A 16,047-nucleotide genomic window follows, 5' to 3' on the forward strand; every position below is an offset into this window, starting at 1 on the left:
AGTTACGGACTCTGTAATACGCATTGCGTTCCTTCACCCCCGTCTTGACAGAAGCGCCAATGACGCCTCCGACGGAAAAGTGCTTATAATGCCCAGCGATTTTTTCCGCTTTTTACTGCCCGCGCGGATGGCTCTGTGTGTAACCGCAGCCCCGTGCCAAATTCATTCTTTGCCCTGGATGTCCAAAAGCCTTGATTCGTCTGCTGAAATTTTTCGGTTGGTCCATCGTCGCCGTTTTCTGCGGACTGCTCTTAGGTCTCAGCGGCGCCTTTCTTTACCTTAGTCCGGGTTTGCCGTCTGTGGAGGCGCTGAGAAGCATTCAGTTGCAGATTCCTCTGCGCGTTTACAGCAGCGATAACAAGTTGATCGCAGAATTTGGCGAAATGCGCCGTACGCCGATCCGTTTCGCCGACATTCCGCCCAATTTCATCAATGCGTTACTAAGTGCTGAAGACGACAATTTTGCCAATCACTATGGCGTCGACCCGAGCAGCCTGATGCGCGCGGCAACGCAACTGGTCAAGAGCGGGCACATTCAGTCCGGCGGCAGCACCATCACCATGCAGGTGGCGAAGAACTTCTTCCTCACCAGCGAGCGCAGCTTTTCGCGCAAAACCACGGAAATCCTGCTGGCCCTGCAGATCGAACGACAGCTGACCAAGGACGAGATCCTGGAGCTGTACGTCAACAAGATCTACCTGGGCAACCGTGCCTACGGCATCGAGGCGGCGGCGCAGGTGTATTACGGTAAATCGATCCGTGACATCAGCCTGGCGCAGATGGCGATGATCGCCGGTCTGCCAAAAGCTCCGTCGCGCTTCAACCCGCTGGCCAACCCGGCACGCAGCAAAGAACGCCGCGACTGGATCCTCGGGCGCATGTACAAGCTGGGCAAGATCAGCGAAGCCGACTACACCGCCGCGATCAACGAGCCGCTGAACGCCAGCTACCACGTGCCAACCCCGGAAGTGAACGCACCGTACATCGCCGAAATGGCCCGTGCCGAAATGGTCGGTCGTTATGGCAGCGAGGCCTACACCGAAGGCTTCCGTGTCACCACCACGGTGCCAAGCAATCTGCAGGAAATGGCCAACACCGCACTGCACGAAGGCTTGATGACTTACGACCAGCGCCACGGCTACCGTGGCCCCGAGTCGCGCCTGCCAGGCAAGACCCGCGAGGCCTGGGCCAGCGAACTGACCAAGCAGCGCACCATCAGCAGCCTCGAACCTGCCATCGTCACCCAAGTCGATAAAACCGGCCTGCAAGTGTTGACCCGCACTGGTGAAGAGCACGTTGCCTGGGACACGATGAAATGGGCGCGACCGTTCCTCAATACCAACAGCATGGGCGCCAACCCGCGCCAGCCGTCGGATGTCGCGCAGGTCGGTGATCTGATCCGCGTGCAGCGCCAGACCGACAATTCGCTGAAATTCAGCCAGATTCCCCAGGCTCAGGGCGCACTGGTGTCGCTGGATCCGCAGAACGGCGCGATCCGTTCGCTGGTGGGTGGCTTCGCTTTCGAGCAGAGCAACTACAACCGCGCCATGCAGGCCAAGCGTCAGCCGGGCTCGAGCTTCAAGCCATTCGTTTACAGCGCTGCGCTGGATAACGGCTACACCGCTGCCAGTCTGGTCAACGATGCGCCGATCGTGTTCGTCGACGAGTACCTGGACAAGGTCTGGCGACCGAAGAACGACACCAACACTTTCCTCGGCCCGATCCGCCTGCGTGAAGCGCTGTACAAGTCGCGCAACCTGGTGTCGATCCGCCTGTTGCAGGCCATGGGCGTGGGCAAGACCATCGACTACATCACTCGCTTCGGCTTCAACAAGCAGGACCTGCCGCCGAACCTGTCACTGGCACTCGGCACCGCAACGCTGACACCAATGGAAATCGCCACCGGCTGGAGCACTTTCGCCAACGGCGGCTACAAGATCACCCCGTACATCATCGACAGGATCGAAAGCCGTAACGGCGACACGCTGTTCGTCGCCAACCCGCCGACCGTGCCACAAGGTGGTTCGACGACCGACGGTATCGCTGCGCCAGCCACCGAGTCGTTCACGGTCAATGCCACACCAGTCGCCGGTGAAGCGCCCGGCAATCCGGCAGTGCCGCAAGCGCCGGCCGTGGCCGAGCGGATTGTCGATGGACGTACCACCTACATCCTCAACAGCATGCTGCAGGACGTAATCAAACTCGGCACCGGCCGCCGTGCACTGGCCATGGGCCGCAGTGACATCGCCGGCAAGACCGGTACCACCAACGAATCGAAAGATGCCTGGTTCTCCGGTTACAACGCTGATTACGTAACCACCGTGTGGACCGGTTTCGACCAGCCGGAAAGCCTCGGACGCCGTGAGTTCGGTGGCACCGTGGCGCTGCCGATCTGGATGAATTACATGTCGGCCGCGCTGAAAGACAAGCCGCCGCATGTGCAGCCTGAGCCGGAAGGCTTGCTCAGCCTGCGGGTGGACCCGGTCAGTGGCCGCGCCGCGACGCCGAGCACACCGGGTGCGTACTTCGAACTGTTCAAGGCCGAAGACACGCCGCCATCGGTGAACGAGCTGGGCAACGGCGCCGTACCGGGCAGCCCGCTGCCGGCGGATGAGCAGGCGCCGATCGATCTGTTCTAGGGGAGCAGCTGCAAGCGCCAAGCTACAAGCGGCAAGCAAAAGCGCGAACGATGCACGCTTGCAGCTTGCAGCTTGTAGCTTGTAGCTTGCAGCTTGCAGCTTGCAGCTTGCAGCTTGCAGCTTGCAGCTTGCAGCTTGCAGCTTGCAGCCCATAAAAAAACCCAGCACCAGGCTGGGTTTTTTTATGGGCGGCTGCTTTTAACCGTTGAACACGTCATCCACGCTTTTCAGCGGGTAGTTCTTCGGATACGGCAGGGTGGCCACGCCGGTCTCGATCGCAGCCTTGGCCACGGCGTCGGAGATCAGGGTGATCAGGCGCTTGTCCATTGGTTTCGGAATGATGTACTCACGGCCGAATTCCAGCGGAGCACCGCCGTAGGCATCGCACACGTCCTGTGGAACAGGCAGTTTGGCCAGTTCGCGCAGGGCGTTGGCGGCGGCGACTTTCATTTCTTCGTTGATGCGCTTGGCGCGAACGTCCAGGGCACCACGGAAGATGAACGGGAAGCCCAGCACGTTGTTGACCTGGTTCGGGTAGTCCGAACGGCCGGTAGCCATGATCACGTCGCTACGGGTGGCGTGCGCCAGTTCCGGGGAGATTTCCGGATCCGGGTTGGAGCAGGCGAAGACGATCGGGTTGGCCGCCATCGACAGCAGGCCTTCGGCGCTCAGCAGGTTCGGACCGGACAGACCGACGAATACGTCAGCGCCTGCCAGTGCGTCTGCCAGGGTGCGCTTCTCGGTAGCGTGGGCGAACACGGCTTTGTACTGGTTCAGGTCGTCACGGCCGGAGTGGATCACGCCGGTACGGTCAACCATGAAGATGTTTTCGATGCGAGCGCCCATGCTCACCAGCAGTTTCATGCAGGAGATGGCGGCAGCACCGGCGCCGAGGCAGACAATCTTCGCTTCCGGCAGGGTTTTGCCAGCGATTTCCAGGGCGTTGATCATGCCCGCAGCGGTCACGATCGCGGTGCCGTGCTGGTCATCGTGGAACACCGGAATATCGCACTGCTCGATCAGAGCGCGTTCGATCTCAAAGCACTCTGGCGCCTTGATGTCTTCCAGGTTGATGCCACCGAAGGTGATGGAGATGCGCTTGACGGTGTCGATGAAGGCCTGCGGGCTTTCGGAGTCGACTTCGATGTCGAATACGTCGATGCCGGCGAAACGCTTGAACAGCACGCCTTTGCCTTCCATTACAGGCTTGGAAGCCAGTGGGCCGAGGTTGCCCAGGCCGAGAATCGCGGTGCCGTCGGAAATGACTGCCACCAGGTTGCCCTTGCCGGTGTATTTGTAGGCCAGTTCAGGATCGCGAGCGATCTCGCGCACTGGTTCAGCTACGCCGGGGCTGTAGGCCAGCGACAGGTCGCGGGCGGTAGCAGTGGCCTTGGTGAGCTCGACACTCAGCTTCCCCGGACGAGGATTGGCGTGGTATTCGAGAGCGGCAGTTTTCAGATCAGACATTTTGGCATTCCGCTTTTTTACTGTTGGACAGACTGGTCAGCGAGGATACGCGCCTCGCAAAGTCCCCACAAGACTGGGCAGTCACCGCTGTCAAGCGCCCTGCCCTACGACTTTGGGCCAAGAGCCACGGCGCACAAGGGCTGGACTGTTCACAATCAGCTGTGAAAATGTCTACAATTTCTCTTCAGCGCGGTACGTGCAGCATCGAAGGATCGGTCAACGGCAGCAACCAGAGCGCCTGACCTTTTTGCAGACCACCGCGCCGGGATCGGTCAACCACCCAGCCACGGGCCTCGATCTGCCTGCCTTTCAGCGCTTCCAGATCAGCACTGTCAAATCGTCCGAGCAGATTGGGTGCAACCCGCAATACAAGCCTGTCCTGCAACTCGATCCAGATTCCGCCGCGATTGCGCTGCACCTTGCTCACCCTACCGCTGACTACGGCAAAGCCCGAACGCTGGATCTGCTGCGCTTTCTGGACCGGCGATTGCCGCCAGAGACCAAGCCCGGCTCGTCGCGCGCTGCGTTCGGCGGCCTGTTGGCAGGCGACCAGATCGACGTTCGGCGCCACCGCAACGTGAAAACCAAGACCATCAGCAAGCATCTGCGCTTCGAGATTGACTCCGCTGACGCTGTAAACATGCGCCAGCGTACGGCCGTAATGGTCTTTCGCTTGCTTGCCCAGCTCCGGCGTATTGAGACCGATCATGCGCACATTGCGCCCGTCGCTCAGGCGCAGGGTGTCGCCATCGACCACCCGCTGCACACTGACGCTGGTCAGCCCTGCGGGTGCCGGGCAGAACGCCTGGGCGGCGGACAGCCAAATCGCAGACACAAAAAAGGCGCCCGCAAGGGACGCCTTTTTCATCAGTCTGGAGAAGTCGAAGCGACCTTCCAAAATGATCAGCCTCAGGCTTTTTTGCCGACGCCGAAAGTAGCGAAACGGTCTGCGAACTTCTGCACACGGCCGCCGGTGTCCAGAGTCTTCTGCTTACCGGTGTAGAACGGGTGGCATTCGTTGCAAACGTCGATCGCCAGGGCTTTGCCGTAGGTCGAACGAGTTTCGAACTTGTTACCGCAGCTGCAGGTAACAGCGATTTCCGGGTAGTTCGGATGGATTTCGGCTTTCATGGTGTCTTCCTCAGGCTAGCGTGCCGCCACCCAACACTATTGTTGAATACCGCACGTAATTAGGCCGCGGATTCTACCAGACCTTTTCAATCGCGCAAGCTGTCACCGAGACCGACCGTCTGCTAGGCTCCCGACCTTGAACGCATTCCCCTGTGGGAGCGAGCTTGCTCGCGAATGCGTTGTGTCAGTCAATGTCCAAGCGTCTGATACACCGCCTTCGCGAGCAAGCTCGCTCCCAGAATTGATCTGCGTTCAACCCTTCTTTTGCGTTTATAGAGATCCTCCCGCGTGCCCGACGCCATTCTGCGCCTTGCCCTGCCTTCGCCTCTGCGCCGGGTGTTTGATTACCGGGCGCCGGCCGGGGTGCGGCGCGAGCAATTGCAGCCGGGCATGCGCCTGCGGGTGCCGTTCGGTCGGCGCGAGATGATCGGGATTCTGGTTGAGGTCACCGACACCAGCGAAGTGCCGGCAGAAAAACTCAAGCCGGCGCTGGCCCTGCTCGACACGACTTCGCCACTGCCGCCAGCGCTGTTCAAGCTGTGCCTGTGGACCGCGCAGTATTACCAGCACAGCCTCGGCGACACCTTGAACTGGGCCTTGCCGGTGCTGCTGCGTCAGGGCGAGCTGGCCGAGGCCCGGCAGGAACGCTTCTGGTCGATTGCCCCCGGCGCCAGCGTTGACGACCCGCGAGTGGCCCGTGCGCCACGCCAGCGCGAGGCGCTGACCACGCTGGCCCAGCATCCTCACGGCGTCGCCCATCAGTTGTTGAGCAAACTGATGCTGAGCAAGGACAGCCTCGATCTGCTGCTGGCCAAGGGACTGGTGCAGGTCGAAATCCGCCGCCACGCCCCCGGCGTTCGCCATGAACATTGGCTGGCGCAACCGGAGCTGCCGCTCAACAGCGAACAGCGCGCGGCGTATGAAGCGATTCGCGCCGGCTTCGACAGTTACCACGCTTTTCTCCTGGCCGGCGTCACCGGCAGCGGCAAGACCGAAGTCTATCTGCAGCTGATACGCGAGACCCTCGAAGCCGGCAAACAGGCACTGGTGCTGATCCCGGAAATCAACCTCGGCCCGCAGACCCTGGCGCGTTTCGAACAGCGCTTCAATGCGCGCATCGCCCTGCTGCACTCGGCGGTAAATGATCGCGAACGCCTGGAAGCCTGGCTCGCCGCCCGTGATGGCGAGGCCGACATTATTATCGGCACCCGTTCGGCGCTGTTCACGCCGATGAAAAATCCCGGGCTGATCATCATCGATGAAGAACACGACGGCTCCTATAAACAGCAGGAAGGCCTGCGCTACCACGCTCGCGATCTGGCGCTGGTACGCGCGCGGCAGGAAAACATCCCGATCGTGCTCGGCTCCGCCACGCCGTCGCTGGAGAGCCTGCACAACGCTTACACGGGGCGCTACGGCCTGTTACGCCTGAACGAACGCGCTGGCGGCGCCAAGCAACCGCGCTTCCTGCGTCTGGACGTGAAAAGCCGTCCGCTCGACAGCGGTATTTCCGGACCGATGCAGCAAGCCATCGGCCAGACCCTCGCCAACGGCCAGCAGGTGCTGGTGTTCCTCAACCGGCGCGGCTTTGCCCCGACCCTGCTCTGCCACGATTGCGGCTGGATGTCCGAGTGCTCGCGCTGCGATGCGCGCATGACCGTGCACCAGCGTTACGGCGAGTTGCGCTGTCACCACTGCGGCAACGTTGAGCGCACACCGCGCCAATGCCCGAAATGCAGCAAGGTCGATCTGCGCCCGGTCGGTGCCGGCACCGAACGCGCCGAAGAACGCTTGGCGATTCTGTTTCCGGATTACCCGGTACTGCGCGTCGATCGCGACAGTACATCGCGCAAGGACGCGATGAATCAGCTGTTTGCGACGATTCAAAAGGGTCAGCCGTGCATTCTGGTCGGCACGCAGATGTTGGCCAAAGGGCACCACTTCCCACGGGTGACGCTGGTGTCGATTCTGGATGCCGACGGCGGCCTGTTCTCCGGCGACTTCCGCGCCAGCGAGCGCATGGCGCAGTTGATCGTCCAGGTCGCCGGGCGCGCCGGCCGGGCGGAGGAGCCGGGCAAGGTGATCATCCAGACGCATTTGGCCGACCACCCTTTATTGGTGCAACTGACCGAGCAGGGTTATTTCGCCTTCGCCGAACAAGCCCTGAGCGAACGCCGCGCCGCCGGATTGCCGCCGTTCGCCCATCTGGCACTGTTGCGTGCCGAAGCGCACAAGCCAGGGCAGGCGGAAGGCTTTCTCGATGAAGCGTGCAGCGAGGCCGAACGCCTGCTGGCCGAATTGAATCTGAGCGGCATCGAGCTGCTCGGGCCGGTGCCGGCACCGATGGAGCGCCGTGCCGGGCGTTATCGCGCGCAACTGTTGTTGCAGGCGACCGCGCGGGCGCCGTTGCACCGCTTGCTGGCCAGCTGGATGCTGATGCTGGAGCAGATGCCGAGTGGGCGGGCAGTGCGCTGGTCGCTGGATGTTGATCCGGTGGATCTGTATTGAGCTGAAGATCGCTTTCGCGAGCAGGCTCGCTCCCACAGTGGATCAGCGCCGTACATACCTTGTGGGTCCTGCGCAAAACCTTGTGGGAGCGAGCCTGCTCGCGAAAGCGGACTTTTTGTCACCACATATCCACATCCTGCCTGCTAAGGTTGGCAAGCCCGTCTTCGCAACGGATAATGCCCAGTTTTTCCACCCGCGCATCGATGCGCCCGCCGCGCTTGCGGTCGAAAGAGAAGACCATGAAAGACACCATTCGCCAGCTGATCCAGCAAGCCCTCACCCAACTCGTCAACGAAGGTGTGTTGCCTGAAGGCCTGACGCCGGCGATCCAGGTGGAGAACGCCCGCGACAAGACCCACGGCGACTTCGCCAGCAACATCGCCATGATGCTGGCCAAGCCTGCCGGCATGAAGCCGCGCGATCTGGCGGAGAAAATCATCGCCGCCCTGCCCGCTGACGAGAACGTCACCAAGGCCGAAATCGCCGGCCCGGGCTTCATCAATTTCTTCCAGAACACCCAGGCCCTGGCCTCGCGCCTCGACGCCGCGCTGGCCGACGCCCGTGTCGGCGTGCGCAAGGCCGGCCCGGCGCAGCGCACCGTGGTCGATCTGTCGGCGCCGAACCTGGCCAAAGAGATGCACGTCGGCCACTTGCGCTCGACCATCATCGGCGACGGCGTGGCCCGGGTGCTTGAGTTCCTCGGCGACGAGGTGATCCGCCAGAATCACGTCGGCGACTGGGGCACTCAGTTCGGCATGCTGATGGCTTATCTGCAGGAAAACCCGATCACCAGCGACGAGCTGTCCGACCTGGAAAACTTCTACCGTGCGGCCAAGCAGCGTTTCGACGAGTCCGAAGAATTCGCCGACCGCGCCCGTGGCCTGGTGGTCAAGTTGCAGGCTGGCGATGCCGAATGCCTGGCGCTGTGGACCAAGTTCAAGGACATCTCGCTGTCGCACTGCCAGAAGATCTACGAACTGCTCAACGTCAAACTGACCATGGCCGACGTCATGGGCGAAAGTGCCTATAACGATGACCTGATCAATGTGGTCAACGACCTCAAGGCTGCCGGCATGCTGGTCGAGAGCAACGGCGCCCAGTGCGTGTTCCTCGACGAGTTCAAGAACGCCGATGGCGATCCGCTGCCGGTGATCATCGTCAAGGCCGATGGCGGTTACCTGTACGCCACCACTGACCTGGCGGCCGTGCGCTACCGCAGCGGCAAGCTTAAGGCTGATCGCGCGTTGTATTTCGTCGACCAGCGCCAGGCCCTGCACTTCCAGCAGGTCTTCGCGGTGGCGCGCAAGGCCGGTTTCGTCACCCATCCGATGGAAATGGAACACATGGGTTTCGGTACCATGAACGGCGCCGATGGCCGTCCGTTCAAGACCCGTGATGGCGGCACCGTGAAGCTGATCGACCTGCTGACCGAAGCCCAGGAACGTGCCTACAACCTGGTGAAAGAGAAGAACCCGACTCTGGCCGAAGACGAGTTGCGCAACATCGCCAAGGTCGTCGGCATCGGCGCGGTGAAATACGCCGACCTGTCCAAGCATCGCACCAGCGACTACAGCTTCAACTTCGACCTGATGCTCAACTTCGAGGGCAACACCGCGCCATACCTGCTTTACGCCTACACCCGCGTGGCCGGTGTGTTCCGCAAACTGGGCAAGGACTTCAGCGAAGTCGACGGCCAGATCGTCCTCGAAGCGGCGCACGAGCAGGAGCTGGCGGCGAAGCTGGCGCAGTTCGGCGAAGTGTTGAACAACGTCGCTGAAAAAGGCACGCCGCACATTCTCTGCACCTACCTGTACGACGTCGCCGGCCTGTTCTCCAGCTTCTACGAGAACTGCCCGATCCTCGCCGCCGACACCCCGGCGCAGATGCAGAGCCGTCTGCGTCTGGCCGCACTGACCGGTCGCACCCTCAAGCAAGGCCTGGAGCTGTTGGGTCTGGAAACTCTGGAGCGTATGTAAGTTGGCTGCCAAGAAAAAACCTGCACCCAAACGCGGCGCCAGTCGCTATCAGGCCCCGGCGAAACAACCGATTCCGGGCTGGCTGTGGATGGCCATCGGCCTGACCGTCGGCGCGTTCATCGTGTTTCTGATGAAACTGGAACCGGGCAAGGGCAGCGACACGGTCAAGCGCGAGAAAGTCGAACAGCAGCAGAAAGCGTCGAAGATCGCCGAGGCCAACAAGACCCCGCCGAGCCCGACGCAACCGGTGAAGCCGAAGTACGACTTCTACACCCTGCTGCCGGAATCGGAAGTGATCGTGCCGCCGGACGCGGTACCGGAGAAGACCCTGCCGACGCCGCAAGTGCCGGCCATCCCGACCACGCCGGTAACCCCGGCCGAAGCGGCGAAGATCGACACCGCACGGGCTCAAGCGGCTCTTGCCGGGATCACGCCGCCGCCAGCGCCACCCGTGAGCAAGGCCGCGCCAGTGACCAAGTTCTTCCTCCAGGCCGGTTCGTTCCGCAAGGAAACCGATGCTGACAAGGTGCGTGCGCAGATCATTCTGCTCGGCCAAGCCGTCGCGGTGGAGTCCGGCACGGTCAAGGATGAAACCTGGTACCGCGTCTTGGTCGGCCCGTTCAGCAACCGTGAACAACTGACCACGGCGCAGAAACAACTGGCTGGTGCGGGCTTCAGCAACCTGTTGTTACAACAACGCCAGAGCCGCTAAGGCTCTCAGAGGTCAGCTGCAACTTGCAGGTGACCTTCAAACTTTGTGGCGAGGGGATTTATCCCCGTTTGGCTGCGGAGCAGCCCTGAAACCAGCCATTGCGGTGCAGCAGGCATACCGCAAATGATGGTTTCGCGACTGCTTCGCAGCCGAACGGGGATAAATCCCCTCGCCACAGTCATCACACACACCATTCGTCTCCCATCGCCCCTACCGGTTGAAATCCCCTCCAGCACCCCCATATGAATGGGCATAAGGCATTTTCGCCCCGCTGCGTGGAGACTCTTCCCTTGACCACCATCGTTTCAGTCCGCCGCCACGGCAAAGTCGTCATGGGCGGCGACGGCCAGGTTTCTCTCGGCAACACCGTGATGAAAGGCAACGCCAAAAAGGTCCGTCGCCTGTACCACGGCCAGGTCATCGCCGGTTTCGCCGGTGCCACCGCCGACGCCTTCACCCTGTTCGAACGTTTCGAAGGCCAGCTCGAAAAACATCAGGGTCACCTGATCCGCGCCGCCGTCGAACTCGCCAAGGAATGGCGCACCGACCGCTCCCTGAGCCGCCTCGAAGCGATGCTCGCGGTTGCCAACAAGGATGCCTCGCTGATCATCACCGGCAACGGTGACGTGGTCGAACCCGAAGATGGCCTGATCGCCATGGGTTCCGGCGGCGCCTACGCGCAAGCCGCCGCCAGTGCCCTGCTGAAAAAGACCGACCTGTCGGCGCGCGAGATCGTCGAAACCGCTCTCGGCATCGCTGGCGACATCTGCGTATTCACCAACCACACCCAGACCATTGAGGAGCAGGATCTCGCTGAATAAGCCTGTTGCGGCCCATGTGCCACGGCTTGTTTCTGCTTGAGGACCGTCAATTACTATGTCCATGACTCCCCGCGAAATCGTCCACGAACTCAACCGCCATATCATCGGCCAGGACGATGCCAAGCGCGCCGTCGCGATTGCCCTGCGCAACCGCTGGCGCCGCATGCAGCTGCCTGAAGAGCTGCGCGTTGAGGTGACCCCGAAGAACATCCTGATGATCGGCCCGACCGGTGTCGGTAAAACCGAGATCGCCCGTCGCCTGGCGAAACTGGCCAACGCGCCGTTCATCAAGGTCGAAGCGACCAAATTCACCGAGGTCGGCTACGTCGGCCGCGACGTCGAGTCGATCATCCGTGATCTGGCCGATGCCGCGATCAAGATGCTCCGCGAACAGGAAATGACTCGCGTACGCCACCGCGCCGAAGACGCCGCCGAGGATCGCATCCTCGACGCGTTGCTGCCGCCGGCACGCATGGGCTTCAGCAACGAAGAAGCGCCGAGCTCCGATTCCAACACGCGTCAGCTGTTCCGCAAGCGCCTGCGCGAAGGCCAGCTGGACGACAAGGAAATCGAGATCGAAGTCGCCGAAGTCTCCGGCATCGAAATCGCCACGCCGCCAGGCATGGAAGAGATGACCAACCAGCTGCAATCGCTGTTTGCCAACATGGGCAAGGGCAAGAAGAAGTCGCGCAAGCTGAAGGTCAAGGAAGCGCTGAAACTGGTGCGCGATGAAGAAGCCGGGCGTCTGGTCAACGAAGAAGAACTGAAGGCCAAGGCGCTGGAAGCGGTCGAGCAGCACGGTATCGTCTTCATCGACGAAATCGACAAGGTCGCCAAGCGCGGCAATGTCGGCGGCGCCGATGTTTCCCGCGAAGGCGTACAGCGCGACCTGCTGCCGCTGATCGAGGGCTGCACCGTCAACACCAAGCTGGGCATGGTCAAGACTGACCACATCCTGTTCATCGCCTCCGGTGCGTTCCACCTGAGCAAGCCAAGCGATCTGGTGCCGGAGCTGCAAGGCCGTCTGCCGATCCGCGTCGAGCTAAAGGCGCTGAGCCCGGAAGACTTCGAACGCATCCTCAGCGAACCGCACGCCTCGCTCACCGAGCAATACTGCGCGCTGCTGAAGACCGAAGGCCTGAACATCCAGTTCCAGCCCGAGGGCATCAAGCGTCTGGCGGAGATCGCTTGGCAGGTCAACGAGAAAACCGAGAACATCGGTGCCCGTCGCCTGCACACCCTGCTCGAGCGCCTGCTCGAAGAGGTGTCGTTCAGCGCCGGCGACCTCGCCAGCGCCCATGATGACAAGGCGATTCTGATCGACGCCGACTACGTCAACAGCCACCTCGGCGAATTGGCGCAGAACGAAGATCTGTCCCGCTACATTCTGTAGAGCGGCAAGCTACAAGCTACAAGCGGCAAGCTGAGTTAAGCTTGCAACTTGTAGCTTGCAGCTAAAGGCTGTTTTTCATGATTCCCACCGACATCAAACTGCACAAAGCCTCGAAAACCCTGACGCTCACTTACGCGTCCGGCGAGGAATTCACCCTGCCCGCCGAGTTTCTGCGTGTGCACTCTCCCTCCGCCGAGGTCCAGGGCCACGGCAAACCGATCCTGCAATTCGGCAAGCTCAACGTGGGTCTGAGCAAGCTGGAACCGGCTGGCAACTATGCACTGAAACTGACCTTCGACGACGGTCACGACAGCGGCCTGTTCACTTGGGAATACCTCTACGAACTCGGCAAGCGCCAGAACGAACTCTGGGACGATTATCTTGCCGAGCTGCGCGCTGCCGGAAAATCCCGCGATCCGAACGAGTCGTTCGTCAAGCTGATGCTCTAGGCCGTGGCTCTTGCTCTTTAGAGGGCATTTTCTAACTTCATCTGTTTGAATGCTCCGCGCATACGGCCCCGGATCGGCCGCTTGCGAAAAAAATTAAACTCGGGTAACCAATGGAGCTGGCAAGTTCCCTGCAGTGCTCTACGACTGTAAAGCAGCTATGCAGAATCAACGGTCACCCGAGCAGTAGTACCCGGCATTGGCTGTGGAAGCGACAGCGTGAAACCGGGTACTCGTCTCAGGACAATGGAGCGTCGTAGATGAGTGACAAGAATAACGATGACCTGAAGTACCAAGCCTCGGAAAACACTCTGGGGCTTAACCCCGTCGTCGGGCTGCGCGGAAAGGATCTGCTGGCCTCTGCTCGAATGGTGCTGAAACAGGCCATCAGACAACCGATTCACAGCGTCAGGCACGTGACCCATTTCGGCCTCGAACTGAAAAACGTGCTGCTGGGCAAATCCGCGCTGCAACCGGCCGGTGACGACCGCCGTTTCGCCGACCCGGCGTGGAGCCAGAACCCGCTATACAAACGTTATCTGCAAACCTACCTGGCCTGGCGCAAGGAACTGCATGCCTGGATTGATGACAGCAGCCTGTCCGCCAAAGACATCGCTCGCGGGCATTTCGTCATCAACCTGATGACCGAAGCCATGGCGCCGACCAATACGGCGGCCAATCCGGCGGCGGTCAAACGCTTCTTCGAAACCGGCGGCAAAAGCCTGCTCGATGGCCTCTCGCATCTGGCCAAGGATCTGGTGCACAACGGCGGCATGCCGAGCCAGGTCAACATGGGCGCGTTCGAGGTGGGCAAGAGCCTCGGCGTCACCGAAGGCGCGGTGGTGTTCCGCAATGATGTGCTGGAGCTGATCCAGTACCGGCCGATCACCGAGCAGGTCCACGAGCGCCCGCTGCTGGTAGTGCCGCCGCAGATCAACAAGTTCTACGTTTTCGACTTGAGCCCGGACAAGAGCCTGGCGCGCTTCTGCCTGCGCAACAACGTGCCGACCTTCATCATCAGCTGGCGCAACCCGACCAAGGCCCAGCGCGAGTGGGGCCTGTCGACCTACATCGAAGCGCTGAAAGAAGCCGTCGATGTGGTCACCGCGATCACCGGCAGCAAAGACGTCAACATGCTCGGCGCCTGCTCCGGCGGCATCACCTGCACCGCCCTGCTCGGCCACTACGCCGCGCTCGGCGAGAACAAGGTCAACGCCCTCACCCTGCTGGTCAGCGTGCTCGACACCACCCTGGACAGCGACGTCGCCCTGTTCGTCGATGAGCAGACCCTGGAGACCGCCAAGCGCCACTCCTACCAGGCCGGCGTGCTCGAAGGCAAAGACATGGCCAAGGTCTTCGCCTGGATGCGCCCCAACGATCTGATCTGGAACTACTGGGTCAACAACTACCTGCTCGGCAACGAGCCGCCGGTGTTCGACATCCTGTTCTGGAACAACGACACCACCCGCCTGCCCGCTGCGTTCCACGGCGACCTGATCGAGATGTTCAAAAACAATCCACTGATCCGCGCCAATGCACTGGAAGTGTGCGGCACGCCGATCGACCTCAAGCAGGTGACTGCCGACATCTTCTCGCTGGCCGGCACCAACGATCACATCACGCCGTGGAAGTCCTGCTACAAGTCGGCGCAGCTGTTCGGCGGCAAAGTCGAATTCGTGCTGTCGAGCAGCGGCCATATCCAGAGCATCCTCAACCCGCCGGGCAATCCGAAATCGCGTTACATGACCAGCGAAGAGATGGCGCCGACCGCCGATGACTGGCAGGAAAACTCGACCAAGCACACCGATTCCTGGTGGCTGTACTGGCAGGCATGGCTGGCCGAACGCTCGGGCAACCTGAAAAAGGCCCCGGCGAAACTGGGCAACAAAGCGTACCCGGCAGGCGAGGCTTCGCCGGGCACTTACGTACATGAGAGATAGCGGCAAGTTTCAAGCTGCGAGCGACAAGCTGAGCGGGTTCTGCTTGAAGCTTGCGGCTTGCAGCTGCTCCCAACTGACCCGAAGGGTTTGACCCATGCCGCAACCGTTCATATTCCGCACCGTCGATCTGGATGGCCAGACCCTCCGCACGGCGGTGCGTCCCGGCAAGCCTCATTTGACGCCTCTGCTGATTTTCAACGGCATCGGCGCCAACCTGGAGCTGGTGTTTCCGTTTGTCGCAGCGCTCGACCCGGATCTGGAAGTGATCGCCTTCGACGTGCCCGGGGTCGGTGGGTCGTCGACGCCGAACCGACCGTATCGCTTCCCCGGCCTGGCCAAACTGACGGCGCGGATGCTCGACTATCTCGACTACGGTCAGGTCAATGTGATCGGCGTGTCGTGGGGCGGCGCCCTGGCGCAGCAGTTTGCCTACGACTACCCCGAGCGCTGCAAGAAACTGGTACTGGCGGCGACCGCGGCCGGTGCGGTGATGGTCCCGGGCAAGCCGAAAGTGCTGTGGATGATGGCCAGCCCGCGCCGCTACATTCAGCCATCCCATGTGATTCGCATCGCGCCGATGATCTACGGCGGCTCGTTCCGCCGCGATCCGACGCTGGCCGCCAGCCATGCGGCGAAAGTGCGCTCGGCGGGCAAGCTCGGTTACTACTGGCAGCTGTTCGCCGGCCTCGGCTGGACCAGCATCCACTGGCTGCACAAGATCCATCAGCCGACGCTGGTGCTGGCCGGCGATGACGATCCGCTGATTCCGCTGATCAACATGCGCATGCTCGCCTGGCGCATTCCCAACGCGCAGCTGCACATCATCGATGACGGCCATCTGTTCCTGATTACCCGCGCCGAAGCGGTGGCGCCGATCATCATGAAGTTTCTCGAAGAGGAGCGTCTGCGCGCAGTCATGCACCCGCATCCGACGCCGCTCGGCGGCTGATCGCGGCGGCCTGCTTTATGCAGCACTTTTCAAATCAAGCGCGCGGCAGGACGCCGCGCAGGCAG

13 protein-coding genes are annotated in these 16,047 nt (G+C 61.5%); 9 read left to right on the top strand and 4 right to left on the bottom strand.

The window, feature by feature from the left end:
* The first annotated feature begins 194 nt into the window (after positions 1 to 194).
* On the top strand, positions 195 to 2,639 hold the full coding sequence (locus JWU58_RS25390; RefSeq protein ID WP_420893298.1) for a penicillin-binding protein 1A: 2,445 nt from the start codon (positions 195 to 197) through the stop codon (positions 2,637 to 2,639).
* A gap of 198 nt (positions 2,640 to 2,837) precedes the next feature.
* Here JWU58_RS25390 and JWU58_RS25395 read toward each other — a convergent pair whose 3' ends face one another.
* The 3 genes from JWU58_RS25395 to rpmE all read right to left on the bottom strand — a co-directional run bounded on the left by JWU58_RS25395 (position 2,838) and on the right by rpmE (position 5,237).
* Positions 2,838 to 4,106 carry a malic enzyme-like NAD(P)-binding protein gene (locus tag JWU58_RS25395; RefSeq protein WP_016772053.1) on the bottom strand — a complete coding sequence of 423 codons (1,269 nt, stop codon included), beginning with the start codon at positions 4,104 to 4,106 and terminating at the stop codon, positions 2,838 to 2,840.
* 184 nt (positions 4,107 to 4,290) lie between these two features.
* The gene (locus tag JWU58_RS25400) at positions 4,291 to 4,974 is read right to left on the bottom strand and encodes a thermonuclease family protein (protein ID WP_206422224.1); all 684 of its coding nucleotides are present in this window, start codon (positions 4,972 to 4,974) and stop codon (positions 4,291 to 4,293) included.
* Between the two features lie 41 nt (positions 4,975 to 5,015).
* Entirely contained in the window at positions 5,016 to 5,237 is a 222-nt protein-coding gene (gene rpmE / locus JWU58_RS25405; protein ID WP_016772055.1) for a 50S ribosomal protein L31, read from the bottom strand.
* A gap of 288 nt (positions 5,238 to 5,525) precedes the next feature.
* Between rpmE and JWU58_RS25410 the strand changes: the two genes are divergently transcribed.
* Positions 5,526 to 7,745: a primosomal protein N' gene (locus JWU58_RS25410; protein ID WP_206421198.1), complete on the top strand. Its 2,220-nt coding sequence runs from the start codon at positions 5,526 to 5,528 to the stop codon at positions 7,743 to 7,745.
* 118 nt (positions 7,746 to 7,863) lie between these two features.
* On the opposite strand, the gene JWU58_RS27430 is transcribed toward JWU58_RS25410, so the two are convergent.
* Positions 7,864 to 7,986, bottom strand: a complete 123-nt coding sequence (locus JWU58_RS27430; protein WP_016772057.1) for a hypothetical protein — start codon at positions 7,984 to 7,986, stop codon at positions 7,864 to 7,866.
* Here JWU58_RS27430 and argS point away from each other — a divergent pair.
* The 7 genes from argS (at position 7,985) to phaZ (ending at position 15,982) form a co-directional block, all read left to right on the top strand.
* Positions 7,985 to 9,721: an arginine--tRNA ligase gene (gene argS / locus JWU58_RS25415; protein WP_024011262.1), complete on the top strand. Its 1,737-nt coding sequence runs from the start codon at positions 7,985 to 7,987 to the stop codon at positions 9,719 to 9,721. The genes JWU58_RS27430 and argS overlap by 2 nt on opposite strands.
* 1 nt (position 9,722) lies before the next feature.
* Positions 9,723 to 10,433, top strand: a complete 711-nt coding sequence (locus JWU58_RS25420) for an SPOR domain-containing protein (RefSeq protein ID WP_016772059.1) — start codon at positions 9,723 to 9,725, stop codon at positions 10,431 to 10,433.
* Positions 10,434 to 10,723: 290 nt separating this feature from the next.
* The gene (gene hslV, locus JWU58_RS25425) at positions 10,724 to 11,254 is read left to right on the top strand and encodes an ATP-dependent protease subunit HslV (protein ID WP_007968352.1); all 531 of its coding nucleotides are present in this window, start codon (positions 10,724 to 10,726) and stop codon (positions 11,252 to 11,254) included.
* Positions 11,255 to 11,309: 55 nt separating this feature from the next.
* Complete coding sequence (hslU, locus tag JWU58_RS25430; RefSeq protein WP_016772060.1) at positions 11,310 to 12,647, top strand: ATP-dependent protease ATPase subunit HslU; 1,338 nt, start codon at positions 11,310 to 11,312, stop codon at positions 12,645 to 12,647.
* A gap of 77 nt (positions 12,648 to 12,724) precedes the next feature.
* The gene (locus JWU58_RS25435; RefSeq protein WP_041477560.1) at positions 12,725 to 13,096 is read left to right on the top strand and encodes a gamma-butyrobetaine hydroxylase family protein; all 372 of its coding nucleotides are present in this window, start codon (positions 12,725 to 12,727) and stop codon (positions 13,094 to 13,096) included.
* A gap of 257 nt (positions 13,097 to 13,353) precedes the next feature.
* On the top strand, positions 13,354 to 15,033 hold the full coding sequence (phaC, locus tag JWU58_RS25440; RefSeq protein ID WP_206421199.1) for a class II poly(R)-hydroxyalkanoic acid synthase: 1,680 nt from the start codon (positions 13,354 to 13,356) through the stop codon (positions 15,031 to 15,033).
* Positions 15,034 to 15,127: 94 nt separating this feature from the next.
* The gene (gene phaZ, locus JWU58_RS25445) at positions 15,128 to 15,982 is read left to right on the top strand and encodes a poly(3-hydroxyalkanoate) depolymerase (RefSeq protein WP_016772063.1); all 855 of its coding nucleotides are present in this window, start codon (positions 15,128 to 15,130) and stop codon (positions 15,980 to 15,982) included.
* Positions 15,983 to 16,047: the final 65 nt, after the last annotated feature.

It is taken from the genome of Pseudomonas atacamensis (assembly GCF_017167965.1).
GTDB lineage: Bacteria > Pseudomonadota > Gammaproteobacteria > Pseudomonadales > Pseudomonadaceae > Aquipseudomonas > Aquipseudomonas atacamensis.

What these genes read in the sequence shown, in the direction of transcription:
- JWU58_RS25395 (WP_016772053.1), bottom strand. Translation starts at nt 4,106, where the DNA reads ATGTCTGATCTGAAAACTGCCGCTCTCGAATACCACGCCAATCCTCGT.
- JWU58_RS25400 (WP_206422224.1), bottom strand. Translation starts at nt 4,974, where the DNA reads ATGAAAAAGGCGTCCCTTGCGGGCGCCTTTTTTGTGTCTGCGATTTGG.
- rpmE (WP_016772055.1), bottom strand. Translation starts at nt 5,237, where the DNA reads ATGAAAGCCGAAATCCATCCGAACTACCCGGAAATCGCTGTTACCTGC.
- argS (WP_024011262.1), top strand. Translation starts at nt 7,985, where the DNA reads ATGAAAGACACCATTCGCCAGCTGATCCAGCAAGCCCTCACCCAACTC.
- JWU58_RS27430 (WP_016772057.1), bottom strand. Translation starts at nt 7,986, where the DNA reads ATGGTCTTCTCTTTCGACCGCAAGCGCGGCGGGCGCATCGATGCGCGG.
- hslU (WP_016772060.1), top strand. Translation starts at nt 11,310, where the DNA reads ATGTCCATGACTCCCCGCGAAATCGTCCACGAACTCAACCGCCATATC.
- JWU58_RS25435 (WP_041477560.1), top strand. Translation starts at nt 12,725, where the DNA reads ATGATTCCCACCGACATCAAACTGCACAAAGCCTCGAAAACCCTGACG.
- phaC (WP_206421199.1), top strand. Translation starts at nt 13,354, where the DNA reads ATGAGTGACAAGAATAACGATGACCTGAAGTACCAAGCCTCGGAAAAC.
- phaZ (WP_016772063.1), top strand. Translation starts at nt 15,128, where the DNA reads ATGCCGCAACCGTTCATATTCCGCACCGTCGATCTGGATGGCCAGACC.